This window comes from Centipeda artemidis DSM 19719 (genome assembly GCF_000426665.1).
GTDB classification, from domain to species: Bacteria; Bacillota; Negativicutes; order Selenomonadales; family Selenomonadaceae; genus Centipeda; species Centipeda artemidis.
The window spans coordinates 66,029-83,727 of sequence record NZ_AUFU01000002.1; the positions used below are offsets into that span (position 1 = coordinate 66,029).

At 52.5% G+C, this 17,699-nt stretch carries 13 protein-coding genes; 1 reads left to right on the plus strand and 12 read right to left on the minus strand.

The window, feature by feature from the left end; genetic code table 11:
• Window positions 1–49: 49 nt before the first annotated feature.
• The 12 genes from alaS to cobO all read right to left on the minus strand — a co-directional run bounded on the left by alaS (window position 50) and on the right by cobO (window position 16,019).
• Window positions 50–2,668 (minus strand): alanine--tRNA ligase, encoded by a 2,619-nt coding sequence (gene alaS / locus K341_RS0103005; RefSeq protein ID WP_211221201.1) that lies wholly within the window; start codon window positions 2,666–2,668, stop codon window positions 50–52.
• 92 nt (window positions 2,669–2,760) lie between these two features.
• Window positions 2,761–5,370, minus strand: coding sequence for a DNA translocase FtsK (locus K341_RS0103010; RefSeq protein ID WP_026761803.1), 2,610 nt, complete (start codon window positions 5,368–5,370; stop codon window positions 2,761–2,763).
• An 85-nt stretch (window positions 5,371–5,455) separates the two neighbouring features.
• Window positions 5,456–6,733 (minus strand): amidohydrolase, encoded by a 1,278-nt coding sequence (locus K341_RS0103015; protein WP_026761804.1) that lies wholly within the window; start codon window positions 6,731–6,733, stop codon window positions 5,456–5,458.
• 11 nt (window positions 6,734–6,744) lie between these two features.
• Window positions 6,745–7,986, minus strand: coding sequence for an adenosylhomocysteinase (locus K341_RS0103020; protein WP_026761805.1), 1,242 nt, complete (start codon window positions 7,984–7,986; stop codon window positions 6,745–6,747).
• 23 nt (window positions 7,987–8,009) lie between these two features.
• The gene (locus K341_RS0103025; protein ID WP_026761806.1) at window positions 8,010–8,579 is read right to left on the minus strand and encodes a cob(I)yrinic acid a,c-diamide adenosyltransferase; all 570 of its coding nucleotides are present in this window, start codon (window positions 8,577–8,579) and stop codon (window positions 8,010–8,012) included.
• Window positions 8,576–10,648, minus strand: a complete 2,073-nt coding sequence (locus tag K341_RS0103030) for a polyribonucleotide nucleotidyltransferase (RefSeq protein ID WP_026761807.1) — start codon at window positions 10,646–10,648, stop codon at window positions 8,576–8,578. The genes K341_RS0103025 and K341_RS0103030 overlap by 4 nt, the downstream gene beginning before the upstream one ends.
• 126 nt (window positions 10,649–10,774) lie before the next feature.
• Complete coding sequence (rpsO, locus tag K341_RS0103035) at window positions 10,775–11,041, minus strand: 30S ribosomal protein S15 (RefSeq protein ID WP_026761808.1); 267 nt, start codon at window positions 11,039–11,041, stop codon at window positions 10,775–10,777.
• An 84-nt stretch (window positions 11,042–11,125) separates the two neighbouring features.
• Window positions 11,126–12,085: a bifunctional riboflavin kinase/FAD synthetase gene (locus tag K341_RS0103040; protein ID WP_026761809.1), complete on the minus strand. Its 960-nt coding sequence runs from the start codon at window positions 12,083–12,085 to the stop codon at window positions 11,126–11,128.
• A 41-nt stretch (window positions 12,086–12,126) separates the two neighbouring features.
• On the minus strand, window positions 12,127–13,038 hold the full coding sequence (gene murB, locus K341_RS0103045) for a UDP-N-acetylmuramate dehydrogenase (protein WP_026761810.1): 912 nt from the start codon (window positions 13,036–13,038) through the stop codon (window positions 12,127–12,129).
• 15 nt (window positions 13,039–13,053) lie between these two features.
• Window positions 13,054–13,542, minus strand: a complete 489-nt coding sequence (locus tag K341_RS0103050) for a tRNA (cytidine(34)-2'-O)-methyltransferase (protein WP_026761811.1) — start codon at window positions 13,540–13,542, stop codon at window positions 13,054–13,056.
• 113 nt (window positions 13,543–13,655) lie between these two features.
• Entirely contained in the window at window positions 13,656–15,308 is a 1,653-nt protein-coding gene (gene ilvD / locus K341_RS0103055; protein ID WP_026761812.1) for a dihydroxy-acid dehydratase, read from the minus strand.
• Window positions 15,309–15,479: 171 nt separating this feature from the next.
• Window positions 15,480–16,019 carry a cob(I)yrinic acid a,c-diamide adenosyltransferase gene (cobO, locus tag K341_RS0103060; protein WP_026761813.1) on the minus strand — a complete coding sequence of 180 codons (540 nt, stop codon included), beginning with the start codon at window positions 16,017–16,019 and terminating at the stop codon, window positions 15,480–15,482.
• A gap of 46 nt (window positions 16,020–16,065) precedes the next feature.
• Between cobO and K341_RS0103065 the strand changes: the two genes are divergently transcribed.
• Complete coding sequence (locus K341_RS0103065) at window positions 16,066–17,688, plus strand: SGNH/GDSL hydrolase family protein (protein ID WP_009657196.1); 1,623 nt, start codon at window positions 16,066–16,068, stop codon at window positions 17,686–17,688.
• Window positions 17,689–17,699 lie beyond the last annotated feature (11 nt).

Sequence of the window (17,699 nt, forward strand, 5' to 3'; positions counted from 1 at the left end):
TTTCTAAAAAAGGCCGTCAGCATATGTGACAGCCTTTCAAGAAACCATATTAGTTGTTTGCCTGCCGCTGGATTACGGAAATTGCCGCATCAAATGCCTGAGGAATGTTTTCGGGGGTCTTCCCGCCCGCCTGAGCCATATCCGGGCGACCGCCGCCGCCGCCGCCCACTTCCTTCGCGGCTTCTTTGATGATTTGTCCGGCATGAGCCCCGGCGCTCACTGCATTCTTATCCGCCTTAACAACGAGGCTAACCTTATCGTCAATGACCGCAGCAAGAATCACGATCCCATGATCGAGTTTCTCGCAGGCAAGGTCGGCGATGGTACGCAATTCGTCCATAGAATCAACATTCGCCTTACCGACGACGACATGGAAGGCGCCGATCTCACGAACGGCCATTAAGAGTTTCTGTGCATCGGCTTTATCCCTAAACTCGGCAAATTGACGAAGCTGTTCCTGCATCGCTTTCCTCTCGTCAAGGAATTTATCGATTTGATAGGACAGATCTTCTGGTCTTGTTTTCAGCTTTGCGGATATTTCCTGTACAGTATGGTAGAGTGTCGCGGCATAGGAGAACGCCGCTTTCCCTGTAATCGCCTCGATACGGCGTACACCTGCGGCAACACCGAATTCTCCGATGATCTTAAAGAGTCCAATCTGCCCCGTATTGCCGACATGCGATCCGCCGCACAGCTCGATGCTGAACCCCGGAACGCTAACCACACGGACAATATCGCCATATTTCTCACCAAAGAGCGCCATGGCGCCCATATTCTTAGCATCCGCAATCGGCATCATGGAGATATCGAGATCGACTGAGCGCAAAATCTCTGCGTTCACCAATTCTTCAATATCACGGATCTGCTGTTCCGTGACAGGTTCAAAATTGGTAAAGTCAAAGCGCAGCCGATCCGGCGTTACCAAGGAGCCCGCCTGTTTGACATGTTCCCCCACGACACGTTGGAGTGCTGCCTGCAGAAGATGTGTCGCCGTGTGGTTGCGTGCGGAGGAGAGTTTTCGCTCCCGATTTACCGTGATGTCCACGCGGTCGCCGCGATGGATTTCTCCTTCTTCCACGTAAGCAATATGATAAATTGTCCCGTCGGGAAGTTTTTTCGCATTGCTGATCGAAATATATCCGAGATCGCTCCGCAGAACCCCCTCGTCTCCGACTTGTCCGCCGCCCTCGGCATAGAACGGGGTTCTATCGAGGATGATGCCCGCGCTCTCACCGTCACGCAGAGAATCGACGATCTCGCCGTCACGCCAAATCGCCGCGACAACGGCTTCTTTGGCAGTCGAATCGGAGCGAAGCGCACTCGTATCGATATTCGACAAATCCGGCACGGCAACTGCTTGATTCTCTGCACGCGCACTGCGCGCACGGCTTCGCTGGGCCTCCATCTCTTTGTCGAACTCCACGCCGTCAAGAGTGATGCCGTGTTCATGGAGAATTTCTTCCGTCAGTTCACGCGGGAATCCATAGGTATCATAGAGTTTGAATCCGATGTCTCCCGGCAGAACGACCTTGTTCTCCTCTTTGAGACGATCAATCTCGCCATTCAGCAGTTCCATGCCCTGCGCAAGGGTCGACGCAAAACGCTCTTCCTCGACGCGGATCACACGTTTGATGTATTCTTGCTTTGCCGTGAGTTCGCTGAAATCAGGCGCGCCGCGGAAAATCTCAACGACGGCATCTACTGCACCGTCAAGAAACGGATCCGTAATACCAAGCATACGCCCGTGCCGGATTGCACGGCGCAGTGTGCGGCGCAGGACATATCCCCGCCCTTCGTTGGACGGCAGGATACCGTCCATGATCATGACGGAGATAGACCGCGCATGATCTGCGATTACCTTCAGCGAAATATCTTTGCGCTTATCGCTTCCGTATGCAATGCCCGAAATCTTCGCCGCGTAAGCGATGATCGGATAGAGGAGATCCGTCTCGAAGTTCGTTTCTTTATTTTGCACAACGGACGCAAGCCGCTCCAGTCCGCAGCCGGTATCAATGTTCTTGTGCGCAAGGAGGTTGTATTCTCCCTCCTCGCTGCGATCGTATTGTGTAAAGACCAAATTCCAAATTTCAAGGAAGCGGTCGCAGTCGCAGCCGACGCCGCAGGTAGGCTCTCCACAGCCGCGCCCTTCACCGAGATCGATATAGATCTCGGAGTCAGGACCACAGGGACCGGGGCCGATCTCCCAAAAATTATCGTTCAGAGGAACAATATGATCCGGCAGTAGCCCCGGCTGCTCCAGCCAAATGGCACGTGCCTCATTATCGTCGGGATAAATAGAGACCCAGAGCTTTTCCTTTGGGAGTTCTATCACTTCCGTTAAGAACTCCCATGCCCAAGGGATTGCCTCTTTCTTGAAATAATCCCCAAAGGAAAAGTTTCCGAGCATTTCAAAGAATGTCTGATGACGCGCCGTACGCCCGACATTCTCTATATCGCCGGTACGCACACAACGCTGCGAAGTCGTAATACGTGGGCGCGGCGGTTTCATTTTTCCCGTGAAGAAGGGCTTGAGGGGCGCCATGCCGGCGCCGATTAAAAGAAGCGTCGGATCGTCTTCAGGGATCAGCGAATAACTCGCGAGACGAAGATGGTCTTTTTTTTCTGCGAAGAACCGGAGATAGGCCTCCCGCAATTCGTTACCGGTCATGTATTTCAATCTGGACACCCTCCTAAAAGCATCACGGCAAAATACTGGTTGAGCGTAAGTATAGCATAGAACTGAAGAAAATACACGCTGTTTTACATCACACTTTTTACGAGTTCACGCGCCTGCTCCGGCGTCATAAGAATCTCGCGCGGCTTGTTCCCGCCGGCGCTCGGACCTATGATGCGCAGCTCTTCCATCGCATCGACGAGACGTGCCGCACGCGAATATCCGACACGGAATCGTCTTTGAATACTTGACGAAGATGCCTGCCCGGTCGATAGGACGAGCTCCACAGCTTCCGGCAGGAGCTTGTCCTGTTTCATAAGGAACTCGTCATCCTCTTCCGACTCGTTTTCCTTTGTCTCGTTTTCGATGAAGCTGACAAGCTCCTCATTCTCGTCAATTTCCTGTCCCTGTGCGCGGATGAAGTCAAGCAGCATCTCGACTTCTTCATCGCTGATGAACGCGCCTTGAACGCGCAGCGGCTTCGAAACGCCCTGCGGCGAAAAGAGCATATCGCCTTTTCCAAGCAAGGTTTCCGCGCCTCCGCGATCTAGGATCGTACGTGAGTCGACTTGAGAAGACACGGCGAACGAAATCCTCGACGGCAAATTCGCCTTAATGATGCCGGTGATGACGTTCACCGACGGACGCTGTGTCGCAAGGATCATGTGGATCCCCGCTGCACGCGCCTTTTGGAGAATGCGGCAGATGGCGTCTTCCACATCACGCGGCGCAATCATCATGAGATCGGCGAGCTCGTCGATGACGATGACAATAAAGGGTATCTTTTCTTCCGCATATCGGCGGTTGAACGTCTTAATGTCCCTAACGCCGTGATTGGCAAAAATCGTATACCGTTTCTCCATCTCCTGTACCGCCCAGTTGAGTACGGACGAGGCTTTTTTCGGGTCGGTCACGACCGGAACCATGAGATGAGGGATGCCGTTATAGTTCGACAGCTCGACCATCTTCGGGTCGATCAGGATAAATTTTACTTCATCCGGCGCCGCCTTAAATAGGATGCTTGAGATGAGTGTATTGATGCAGACAGATTTTCCCGATCCGGTTGCACCGGCAACCAGCAGGTGCGGCATTTTTCCAATATCGGCAAAGACCGCCTGTCCTCCAATGTCCTTCCCTAGCCCGACGGTAAGCTTTGACTGTGCCTCTTGAAATTGTGGATTTTCCAAGACTTCTCTGAGCTGAACGCTCTCCAAGGTGCGATTCGGAATCTCGATGCCGATGGCAGCCTTGCCCGGCACAGGCTCGATACGCACAGAGGATGTTGCCAGTTGGAGCGCAATATCCTCCGCCAGATTTGTGATCTTGCTGACCTTGACACCGGGCGCTGGTTCCAGATCATAACGCGTGACCGCGGGACCGTGACAGGCGCTGATCACCTTTGCGTTGACGTGGAAGTTCTCTAGTGTCTGGTGCAAAATGTACGCATTCTCCTCAATCTCCTGCGCTAAAGATTCATTTTCCTGTTTGATATGCTTGGATAAGATATGCGTAACCTTGGGCAGCTCATAGGCATTCTCCTTATGGTCGGGAGGCATTTCCACAGAGTTGCTTATTTGCGGCGGCTTCTTTGCCGACGAAGGAGCGGCAGGAGGTTCGGAGGGCGCATCAAGAGGAAACGGTGCAGCATCCTCCTCTATTTCTATCGCAGGTTCGTCAATATGAGAAATCTCTATCATAGGCGCAGACGTCGTATCTTCCTGATGGCCATACGGCAGAGCGACATCAATAGCTTCCTCGGACTGCGCGTTATCTTCCGCGTACCGGATGGGAAATATCGAAGGAACAGTATGATCCGCTTCCTCTTCTTCCGCTGTAACGGGGATTAGCGGCTCGTACGGAGCTTGTGCTTGTATTTCCGCTTTTTGTTCCCGCTCTTCAAGAGCCGGCACGTCAAGCGTTTCGATTGCTTCCGGAACAGGCTTTTCCGGCAGATTTGCGCCAAAGACTTCATCGGGCATGTCCGCTTCCGCAAAGAGTGTGTCATTTGCCTGATTATACGGAACGGATGCGCGCACGTCGCTGACGATATTTGCGGCTTTTTCTTCGATTTTTTCGCTGACGGCACTCATCTTTTCATAGGTCGCACTAACGGCTGTTCCGGCGGCTGATGCGCCTTTTTTTGCCTGCTCTTTTGTGTGGATATAGCCGGAAGCGAACGACCACGTTGTTGATAAAAGAACGGAGCCTAGAATGATCGTCGTGAGCAGGATGATAGATCCGTCCACACCAAAGAATTTCCGCAGCACGAGGAGCACGCTCCCACCGAGCAGTCCCCCGCCGTCTGCAAGGCTTTGAGGCAGTATCTCCTCACCGACGGGAATGACAAAATGATGCCATGCCGCAAGGATTGATATAAATAAGCCTATGACACCAAAAAAACGCTTCGTATATAATAAGCTGCGATGATGCAAAATATACTGTATGCTGACAAGCCCAATGACCAAAATTGCAAAGGCCGCGCCCCAGCCGAATAAATATCGAAATATATTTGCAAAAAAGATACCGACAAAACCGACATTCCAACCGAGAAGCCCAACGCCTGAGAGTACGGCAAATGTGAGAAGTATAAGCCCGACAAATTCATACTTTCGTCCTGAATCGTTCGCCGGAGAACTTCCGCGGGCTTTCGGCGATCGACGACCGGGACTTCGTTTTTTCAATGAGAATCCCTCCATACTTGACTATGCCTCCATCTTTTTGAGATGGAGGCATAGTCAAGTGAAATATCTCTTCATCAAATGTGATCGGAGCATGTGCGCACTATTTTGTCAAGCGATCCGCCGTGCGCTGTGCTTCGTATAAAATACGCTCTTCATCCAGTGTCTTGAGTTCTCTATTTTCCATGAGAATTTTTCCGTTTACGATCACCGTATCAACGGATGAGGATTTTCCGGAATAGGCAAGGAGTGAGACCGGATTGTAACACGGTGTCCACTCTGCACCGTGCATGGAAAAGAGGGCAATATCCGCCTTCTGCCCCGGCACTAGTTGTCCGACATCCTTTAACGAAAGTGCCTGCGCCCCGTATTCCGTTCCCATCTTGACCGCCGTGAGCGCAGGGACTGCAAGCGGATCGAGTGTATCCACTTTATGCAAAAGCGCCGATAACTGTACCTCGTCTAGCATATCCAAGTTGTTGTTGCTGGAAGCGCCGTCGGTTCCGAGAGCCACGCAGATCTCTTCTTTTAGCATCCGAGGAACAGGCGCGATACCGCTGGCAAGCTTCATATTGCTGCCGGGATTATGGGCGATACGGATATTGTGTTTCTTGATGATAGAGAAATCCTCATCATCAAGATGCACGCAATGTGCGGCGATCGTCCCGTTTTCAAAGAGTCCCGTGGATTCCACATGTGCAAAGGGGCGCTTTCCATAGTCTTTGAGGCAGGACTCTACTTCCCCCACAGTCTCGGACATGTGTATGTGTATTTCGGCGCCGAGCTGCTGTGCGCGCTGTGCAATCTTTTTGAGATAGTCCGGCGGGCAGGTATATAGGGCATGTGGGCCAAACATCACGGTGATGCGCCCGTCCGCGGCTCCATGATAGGTCTCATAAAGCGCGGCGTTTTCCTCCAGCTTCTTATCCGCATCGGGCGCAACGCCAATCAGACCTCTCGCGAGAACGCCGCGCAGACCGGAAACCTCCGTCACCTCGGCGACACGATCCATATCGGGACCGTACATATCCGCAAACGCCGTCGTCCCACTGCGAATCATCTCTACTGCGGCAAGCATAGCGCCCCAATAAATATCGTCGGAATGCAGTTTTGCCTCGATTGGCCAAATCATTGTCTGAAGCCAGTCCATCAGCTTCATATCGTCCGCATAGCTGCGGAGGAGTGTCATTGAGGCGTGGGTATGCGCATTGACCAATCCCGGGATTGCAAAGTGCCGTGTCCCGTCGATTGTTTTGTCCGCATGAAAATCATGCGGCACGTCGCCCATCGAAAGAATACGGTCATCCGCAATCGCGATATTGAGCGTCGGCGTTGTCCCGTCCGGCAAAAGAGCAGCAACGTCTTTAATCAGTATATTCACGGGGCGCCCCCTTATGCCAATCCGAGATATTCTTTTTGTTCCGCGGTCAATGTGTCGATGGAGATACCAAGCGAATTGAGCTTGATATTGGCGATCTCGACATTGATCTCCTCGGGCATCAGATGAACGCCTTTTTTCATCTCTTTCCCATGGCGGAGAAGATGCAGCGCGGAGAAGAACTGCACACCGAAGGAAAGATCCATAATCTCTGCCGGATGTCCGTCCCCCGCAGCGAGATTCACGAGGCGTCCCTCCGCCAGTAAGTAGAGACGTCGCCCGTCGGGCTGGACATATTCTTCGATATTGTCTCGTACTGTTTGATGGGATACGGATTCTGCGGCGAGCTCCGGTATATTGATTTCAACGTCGAAATGTCCGGAATTCGCCATCATTGCGCCGTCTTTCATCGCGGCAAAATGATGTTTGCGAAGAATGTCTTTGTTTCCGGTCAGTGTCAGGAAAATATCGCCGACCTTCGCGGCTTCGTCCATCGGCATCACATAGAATCCGTCAAAAACGGCTTCGATTGCCTTGATCGGATCTACCTCCGTAATGATGACGTTAGCGCCGAGTCCGCGCGCACGCATTGCACCGCCCTTGCCGCACCAGCCGTAACCGGCGATAACGACGGTTTTTCCCGCGATGACAAGATTCGTCGTCCGCATAATGCCGTCCCAGGTGGACTGTCCGGTTCCGTAACGGTTGTCAAACAGGTATTTGCAGTATGCATCGTTTGCCGCAATCATAGGAAATTCGAGCTTGCCCTGCCGCTCGAGTGCATAGAGACGATGCACTCCGGTGGTTGTCTCCTCAGAACCGCCGATGAGCGTCGGCAGCAGCTCCCGACGAGTAGTATGAAGCATATCCACCAAGTCGCCGCCATCGTCAATGACAATGTCGGGCTTGATATCGAGCGCCTTATTGAGGAACACGGAATATTCCTCATCGGTGCATCCATGCCATGCAAATACGTGAACGCCTTCTTCGACGAGTGCGGCTGCAACATCATCCTGCGTCGATAGGGGGTTGCTGCCGGTCACGGCAACCTCCGCTCCCGCATGTTTGAATATCGTTGCCATATAAGCGGTTTTTGCCTCAAGATGAAGCGTAATTACCATCTTAATGCCTGCGAAGGGCTTTGAAACAGAATACTCCTTATCCGCAGCCGCCATCACCGGCATGAAGCGTTTCACCCAGTCGATCTTTGCGTGTCCGGACGGCGCTAGTTTAATATCGCGAATCATAGATTCCATCATGCGGTCTCCTTCTATTTCCTTTAATTCTCAATCCCTTTTCGTGCAGGGATTCCCCGCTCATAATAATGCCGCACTTCCTTCATCTCCGTGATGAGGTCGGCGCGATCCAGCAGCCACTGTGGGGCATTTCGCCCCGTACAGACGAGTTCGGTTTCAGGAGGAAGAATTTCCAAAAAATGCTCCATCTGCTCTTTTTGCAGTACACCAAACGCCAGTGCGACATTGATCTCGTCTAGGATAACGAGTTGATACTCCCCAGTTGCGGCAGCATCTGCCGCACGGCGCAGGCCTTCCGAGAGCAGCGCGACATAATCCGCCGGCGGATGTCCTTTCGGAAAGATAACAACGCTGTCCCCAAACGCTTCTTTGGTTTTTTCATCCATCATACCGTCTTCGGCGATAAAGAAAGGTTTTCCCGTTGTTTCAAGTGTCATATGTGGGAGTGTACGCAGCAACCCCTGCTCGCTGTAAGCAAGGCTCTTCATAAACTGCATCAGATAGACCTTGTGTCCTGCGCCGAGCGAGCGAATCGCCAAACCGATGGCGGCAGTCGTCTTTCCCTTCCCGTTTCCCGTATAGACCTGAATCATGAGAGCAGTACCTTATGGCTGACGTTGATGCGCCCCTTCTCGTCAATTTCAATGACCTTGACCTGCAGCTCGTCGCCGATATGCACAACGTCCTCCACGCTCTCTACGCGATGCTTTGCGAGCTGGGAGATGTGGCAAAGCCCCTCTTTCCCGGGGAGAAGTTCTACAAAAGCGCCGAACTTCAGGAAGCGTGTCACGCGGCCGGTATAAATCTCCCCAACTTCAACGTCGCGAACGATGTTCTCGATCATCTTGCGCGCTCGATCCATTGCCTCGGTATTCGGAGAGGTGATAAATATGTTGCCATCCTCATGGATGTCGATGTCAACTCCTGTCTCGTCGATGATTTTACGAACGACCTTGCCGCCGCTGCCGATGACGTCGCGAATCTTGTCCACGTCAATAGTGATCGTCTCCACGCGCGGCGCGTACGGAGAGAGTTCTTCCGCAGGCTTATCAATGCATTCCAGCATCTTGCCAAGGATAAATGCGCGCCCCTCCTTCGCCTGTGCCAAAGCGGAGGCGAGAATATCCCTCGTGATGCCCGCGATCTTGATATCCATCTGAATCGCCGTAATGCCCTTTGCCGTTCCCGCAACCTTAAAGTCCATATCGCCGAGTGCGTCTTCCATGCCTTGTATATCCGTCAGAATGGAATAATCGTCGCCGTCCCTGACGAGCCCCATAGCGACACCGGAAACAGGGCGCTTAATCGGAACGCCGGCGCACATCAGTGAGAGCGTACTGCCGCAGACGCTGCCCATCGAACTCGATCCATTCGACTCCAAAATCTCTGAAACAAGACGTATCGTATAGGGGAAATCCTCAATGGATGGAATCATCGGGAACAGGGCGCGTTCAGCAAGCGCACCGTGTCCGATTTCACGGCGTCCCGGGCTGCGCATAGGGCGCGCTTCACCGACGCTGTATCCCGGGAAATTATAATGATGCAGGTAGTGTTTCGTGGTCTCAGGTCCCAAACCGTCGATGATCTGCTCGTCGCCGATAGAACCGAGCGTCGTTACCGTGAGCACCTGTGTCTGACCGCGTGTAAAAAGCCCGGAGCCGTGCGTCCGCGGTAAAATTCCGACCTCACAGCTCACAGGGCGCACCTCATTGAGCGCGCGCCCATCCGGACGTATCTTTTCGTGCGTAATCATATGGCGCACGATGCTCTTTTCAATCTTGTAGAGAATTTGCGAAATCTCTTTTGCCTGCTCCGGATATTCAACGATAAAGTGTTCCATCGTTTCGGACTTAATCGCCGCAATATCGGCATCTCGTCCGAGTTTATCCTCGTTGCGGGTGGCGGCGTCAAGACGCTCCTCCGCATAAACGCGGATCTTTTCCTCAAGTTCTTCGGAGACGGCAAAGATCGCCGGAATTTGTTTTTCCTTTCCGCAGACGCTTTGCATATTTTTCTGAAATTCAACCAAACGGCGGATCTCGGCATGTCCGAACAGGATAGCGTCTAAGACGATCTCTTCGGACAGCTCATTTGCGCCCGCCTCGACCATCATGACCGCATCATAAGAACCGGCAACCGTGAGGTTCAGCTCCGAGACGGCGCGTTCCTCCTCCTTTGGATTGATCACGAACGAACCGTTAACATAGCCGACGCGCACACCCGCAATCGGTCCCATAAAAGGAATATCGGATACGGTCAGCGCGCAGGATGCGCCGAGCATTGCGGCGATCTCCGGCGGATTATCCTGATCGACAGAGAGCACCGTTGCGACAATTTGAACATCGTTTCGAAAACCTTCCGGGAACAGCGGACGAATGGGGCGATCAATCAATCGTGCGCAGAGTACCGCATCGTTGCTGGGACGACCTTCTCTCTTAATGAAGCCGCCGGGAATTTTGCCCGCCGCATACATTTTCTCCTCGTAGTCCACGGTCAAAGGGAAAAAATCGACGCCCTCTCTTGGCGCACTCGATGCGGTCGCCGTGACAAGTACGACCGTATCGCCATAACGCACCAATGCGGCGCCGTTTGCCTGCTTTGCCATTTTTCCGTGCTCTACGATTATATTTCGTCCGCCCAGTTCAATTTCGAAACTCTGCATACATTTATCCTCCTAGGTCTCTCACATGCATTACATGACAAAAGCATTCGACAAAACATCTTAGAATCCTTTTCCCTATAGCAAAAAAGCGGGGAAATCCCCGCCCTTTCACCTCCGCATAAGCTGTTACTTACGCAGATTGAGCTTTGTTATGATAGCGCGATACCGCTCAATGTCCGTTTTGTAAAGATAGCCGAGCAGACGGCGGCGATGTCCGACCATCTTCAGAAGTCCGCGGCGCGAATGATGATCCTTTTTATGTTCTTTCAGATGTTCGGTGAGATACTGAATGCGCGCCGTCAATACGGCAATCTGCACCTCCGGCGATCCGGTATCACCCTCATGAATTGCATGTTCCTTAATGATTTCCTGTTTTTTTCCCTGCGTAAGCATATAAAATCCTCCTCTAAAATATTGACCGATGACCAAGAAAACGTCGGATTAATCGTTATCCGAGTCACGGCTCTATGACGTCGTTCATATTACCATAGAAATATTTTCTTGTAAATGAAAAATTTCCGCTATCACGCTGATAGACGTTTTTTTGTCGCGCTCGATCTGTGCTTTCAGTTCCTCTGCTGAAGAGAATCGCCGCTCCTCTCGTATGCGCGCGTGAAACGATACGGTGAGCCGATCTCCGTACAGATCCTTCGAAATATCAAAGATATGAACCTCAAGGCGCCGCCTGCAGCCGCCGAAGGTCGGATTATTTCCGATGTTGGCAACGCCCGCATACCGATCCGTTCCATGCACAACGGTTACCGCATACACACCGTTTGGCAGGCTCTCGTTCTCGTCCTGCAGTTCGATGTTCGCCGTTGGAAAGCCAAGCAGGCGTCCGCGCGCCTCGCCGTGAACAACTGTCCCTATGATAGAAAACGGATACCCAAGATACTCGTTGACCTTGGCAATATCCCCATGTTGAATAAGTCCGCGAATGCGTGTGCTGCTGATAGGCTCTCCGTCACGGATCACCGGATCGCATACGAGCGCCCTGAATCCGTAACGCTTCGCCTCTTGACGCATGAGATCAGGTGTGCCGCGCCCAAATCTGCCAAATGTGTAATTTTCTCCGATCACAACGTATTGTGGTGCACAATATTGATGCAGCAGTGCAACAAAATCTGTGGCATCCGTTTTGGCGAAATTTGGCGTAAACGGGATCTCCACCAAGACATCAACACCGAGACGCTTTAAAATCTTTCGCCGCAGAACATCACTGCCGATGAGACGCGGACTTCTTTGCGGGTCTACCACGGCACGCGGGTGATTCAAGAAGGAAAAGACAAGCGTCGTTCCGCCGATCTCCCGTGCGCGGCGCGCCGCCGTTTTGACGATGCGTTGATGCCCTAAGTGAATGCCGTCAAACATCCCCAGTGCCATAACGATGCGCGGATATAATGCGTGAAATTCTATGAGTTTTGTATAGCATTCCATTACAAAGAAACATACTCCTAATCATATACACAGTGATACTGTTACGGCTCCCCAATGATGCGCAGTTCGGGCACAAGGCGCACCGCATGCCGCGCATAAACGCGTTCCTGTACCACCGCAATCAGACGCTGCACATCGTTTGCCGTCGCGCCCCCAATATTTACAATAAAGCCCGCATGTTTGCGTGATACCTGTGCACCACCGACCGTGAATCCCTTTAATCCCGCCTCGTCAATGAGCGTGCCGGCAAAGTATCCGGGGGGACGCTTGAACGTGCTTCCCGCGCTCGGGTATTCAAGCGGCTGCTTGCTCTTGCGCCGCCCGTTCAAATCGGTCATCTTCTCCAAAATATCGGCAGGATTCCCCGGCATCAAATGCAGCCGCACTTCACAAATCGCTTCCTCGCGCTCGTGAAATATACTGTGGCGATAATCAAAGTCCAACTCATGCGCTGCATAGGAACGGATTTCTCCTGCGGCTGAGACCGTTTGCACTCGGGTTACGATAGATTTCATCTCCCCGTCATAGGCGCCCGCATTCATAAAGATTGCGCCGCCGATGCTGCCAGGGATTCCGGCGGCGAACTCCATTCCAGTCAGACCCTGCCGCTGTGCAAAAGCGGCGGCATCTTTCAGCAACGCTCCTGCGCCCACAGTAATGTCTGAGCCGGATACAACGATGCTGCCCATCGTATGATTGAACCGGACGACCAGTCCTCGAATCCCACCGTCACGTACCAATATATTAGAGCCGTTTCCCATGAGTGTGATCGGCTCGCCATATGATTTTGCCGCTTGGATAATCTTCTGCACCTCATCGATAGAAGCGGGATAAAACAGCATATCGGCAGGTCCGCCGATGCAAAAGGTCGTATGGAATCGCATGGGTGCGTTGATGAAGAGCCGCGACGGATCAAATGTCTTATGACAGAAATCGATAAAATCCTTGTTCATCTCATTCTTCCCTTCTCATGGTTCCGCGGAAAATCCGATACCGACACATTGCAGCACAGAAAAGTTATTTTGCCGTAGTGCTTCATAGGCAACAACGGCGACGGCATTGGATAAATTCAGAGAGCGCGCCCCCGATGCCATAGGGATGCGGATTGTTCGGTCTCGATGGGCGGCGAGCAAATCATGCGGGAGCCCTGCGCTCTCTTTGCCGAACACCAAGACCGCATCCGGCGGATATGCAACGTCACAATGTGTCCGAGAAGCCTTGGTTGAACAAAAGTAAAACGTACGGTTTGGGTACATCTCCAAAACTTCGTCAAAGCGGTCGTGATAATGCACCGTCACCAAATGCCAATAATCCAACCCCGCACGTTTCAAATATTTATCGTCCGTTGAAAAGCCAAGTGGTCTGACAAGATGAAGCTCTATGCCCGTGCCGGCACATAACCGCGCAATATTTCCGGTGTTCCCCGGGATCTCCGGCTCTACGAGAACAATATGCACCCGCCGTATCCCCCCTTACGATATAATCTTACAAAATGCACCGTTATTATATCGAATCAACGCAATAAAAACAACCCACAGGAGGCGTACCTCCCGTGAGTTGGAATTGATTCCTAGCTTAACACGGCGCCGGTATTTGCCGACGATGTGAGCTTTGCATAGCGTGCGAGATAGCCGGTCTTGATCTTCGCCTCCGGCTTTACCCAGCGTGCGCGCCGCGCTGTAAGCTCTTCGTCGCTGACCTCCAGCTCCAATTTGCGGTTTGGAATATCAATCGTGATCATATCCCCATCCTCGATGAGCGCGATGGGACCTCCCGCCATCGCCTCGGGAGAGATATGTCCGACGCAGGCGCCCTGACTTGCACCGCTGAATCGTCCGTCGGTGATCAGACCTACCTTGAGCCCCATACCGGTGATGACTGCCGTCGGATTCAGCATCTCCTGCATCCCCGGACCGCCTTTCGGACCTTCATAACGGATGACGACAACGTCCCCGTCGTGAATTTTCCCTGCCATGATGGCGTTGACGCCTTCTTCTTCCGAACTGAAGCACTTGGCCGTTCCGCGATAGGTGAGCATATCGTCGGCAACGGCGGACGCCTTCACAACGGCGCAGTCGGGCGCAAGATTCCCCCGCAGAATCGCGAGCCCACCTTGCGGGCGATAGGGATTATCCACACTGTGAATTACCGTCGGATCGAGAACTCTTGCGTGTTCGATTCGCTCGCCTATCGTTCCGGTGACCGTCAGCGCGTTGAGATGAATCAAATCTTTTTTCGCTAGCTCGTGCATAACGGCGGAGATGCCGCCCGCTTCATTAAGATCCTGCATGTGATGCGTTCCCGCGGGGCTGAGTTTCGTGATATAGGGCGTCCGTCTGCTGATTTCATCAAAGAGCGGCGGAGGCAGTTCGATGCCTACCTCGTGGGCGATCGCCGTCAGGTGCAGCACGGTGTTGGAAGAGCCGCCGATGCCCATATCCACCGTAATGGCATTCTCAAACGCTTCCTGCGTCATAATATCGCGCGGGCAGATTCCCTTGCGGACGAGGTCGAGGATGACAGCGCCCGCATGTTTTGCGAGGAGACGCCGCTCGCCCGTGTAGGGCGCAGGAATCGTGCCATTCCCGGGAAGTCCCATGCCGAGTACTTCCGTTAAGGAGTTCATCGTATTTGCAGTGAAGAGTCCGGAGCACGACCCGCAGCTTGGACACGCACTGTTTTCGATCTCCGTCATTTCGCTCTCGTCCATTTTTCCGGCGGCATACATGCCCGCCGCTTCAAATGCCTGACTGACGCTAATATCCCTGCCGCGATAGCGTCCCGCGAGCATGGGGCCGCCGCTGACCAGAATTGCCGGGATATTGAGCCGTGCCGCAGCCATGAGCATCCCCGGCACGACCTTGTCACAGTTGGGGATGAGCACCAAGCCATCAAAACCGGAAGCCATCGTCACAGCCTCTATGGAGTCCGCGATGAGTTCGCGGCTGGCAAGAGAATACTTCATGCCCGTATGCCCCATGGCAATGCCGTCGCAGACACCGATGGAGGGAAACTCAATCGGCGTGCCGCCCGCAGCTGCCACGCCCAGCTTTACGGCTTCCGTAATCGTATTCAGATGAAAATGCCCCGGAATGATCTCATTAAATGAATTGCATACGCCGATGAGCGGCTTTCCAAGATCCTCGGCACCATACCCGTTTGCATGAAATAATGAGCGGTGCGCACAGCGTGTCGCCCCTTTTTTTACCACGTCGCTTCTCATATCATCTCTCCTAATTCTAAATAAAGTTTATGGCGATCAACGGTCATCATAAACGAAGTATAAACACATGACTGAGATTGTAGCGCATTATACTCTTTTTTTCAATAGCTAAAGTATCATAAAGAAATTTATGAATCGTGGCATAGTGTGGTACACCTATGTTATAATGATCTAAAATTCTATGCCGCGCTGAGCCTTGATCCCCTTTTGATAGGGGTGCTTCACGAGATGCATTTCGGTGACAAGATCGGCGCGGTCAATCAGTTCTTCCGAGGCGTTTCTTCCCGTAAAGATGAGATGGGTCTGCTCCGGGCGTGCACTTAGAATTTGCTCCAATTCCTCTTGACGGATCAGACCGAACGAATAGGCATAGTTAAATTCGTCCAAGATGATCATGTCCCATGTGCCGCCCGATATTTCATGCAGCGCGCTTTGCAGGAGCTCTTCTGCGGCACGACGGTGTTCCTCCGCATCTTTATTTCCTTTGCGTGTGAATCCGAGACCGCCTTGACGGATTTCGATGCGGCCGTCGGCGGCGCTTAACGTTTCTATTGCCTTTAGCTCACCATACGTCCAGCTCCCTTTGATGAACTGCAGGATCAAGACACGCATCCCGTTTCCCCATGAGCGTATCGCCATGCCGAGCGCAGCCGTTGTTTTCCCCTTTCCTTCGCCTGTATGAACGATGACAAGTCCTCTTCGATTATCCATATGTATCACCTCATGATTGAATAAAAAATTGATATACGGTGGTTTTATGAAGCATTATATTTTTTTTACGGCAATTATTTTCCTCGTTTCCATGATGTGTATTTTCTTCATTGAAAAAAAAGATGTCCTAAGCCTCAAACAAATCGATATAGCGACAAGTATCCGTGAGGAGCATGGAGAAAGTATACTCACGTGGGAACGCATCCCCTACCCTTGCTATTATCGTGTGGACACCTACATCAAAATGACCGGAAAAATATCGAATGAAACAGTCTACCAGCGGGTCAAGTCAGAGTTCACAACAACGCCCTCCTATCATATCACTTCTGCACCGATTCCATTTTACTACCGTATTACCGCTTACGGAATGTTTGGCGCGGTGACCTCCCCGTCGACGCCAAAATCAAATCCATATTTCGAAGCCGTGTTCCCCATTCATATCAGCAAATACCCCGAATCGTCCCCCGCCAGTCTCATGCCGTTTCTCATATGGCACAGTATGGCAAACGCCGTCTTATACGAAGTCGAATTTCTTTCCGCCCCTCCCGAAAAAGATGGCGGGATTGCATTATCCAAGACCAAGCACCTGAGCAGTACACAGGGCGTCTTCACGAACGGAATGCAGGCAGATCTGCGCAAGTTCCAGTCCTACGGGACAATCTATTGGCGCGTGCGCGCATTGGGGCTCAAACATGAGCCTATCGGCGAGTTTTCACCGGCGGAGCCGATTGTACTCAGCGGCGAAGAGGAACTTCCAAATCGCCCCATTCCAAATACATTTGATCAGGTGATGAACTTCCGGCAGCCGCTTTATCCCGTGTATCAGTGGATTCCGCTCAACGGCGTAACGCGTTACGAAGTAGAACTGCTCTCAACACGTCCTGTCAATGACCACGGCACCGAACCGGATCCAAGTCAAGTATGGTCGGCAGAGACCGTATCTGCCAATGCCGTCTATGACGAATATCCGCGCCCCTACGCCGGGATTTACTACTGGCGCGTACGCGGACTCGACGCACAGGGCAAGACGGTCGGTACATGGTCGGATATCGCATCTTTTACAGTGGAAGCACCGCACAATCATCGTCTGTACGCCGCCGCACTCGGGGACAGCATCACACACGGCGGCGGTGCAATCTCAAACTCCCCGGCACTCCTCGAATACAGCTATACCACCTACCTCCCGTTCGAGTGCTTGAATCTCGGGCGCAGCGGCGATACCGCGCATACAACCTTGGAACGCTTTGAGCAGGACGTACTGCCCGCCCATCCGGAGAACCTGTTGATCCTCACGGGGTCAAATAGCCTGCGCGCGGATACGACAAGTGCGCAAGACATTATCCGGGATCTTGACGCCATACAAAGAAAGTGTATCGCCCATGATATTCGCCCCGTTTTCCTCACGCTGCTTCCGCTGAATCCTGAGCGCATTACGCTTTCATTCCAATCTGAAACGGATCCTCTGTGGCATTTGAAGCTCAATGCCGTCAACACATGGATTCGTGCACAGCGATACCATATTGATATGGAGCCGTTTTTCTATGATGCCTCAAACGGGATCCTGAGCCCCCTGCTCTCAACCGACGGCCTGCATCCGGATATTGACGGGAAGCGCATGATGGCGGAAGTGATTTTGCAGCATTTAGATGACCTGACACCGCAGGAATAGAATGGCAAAAG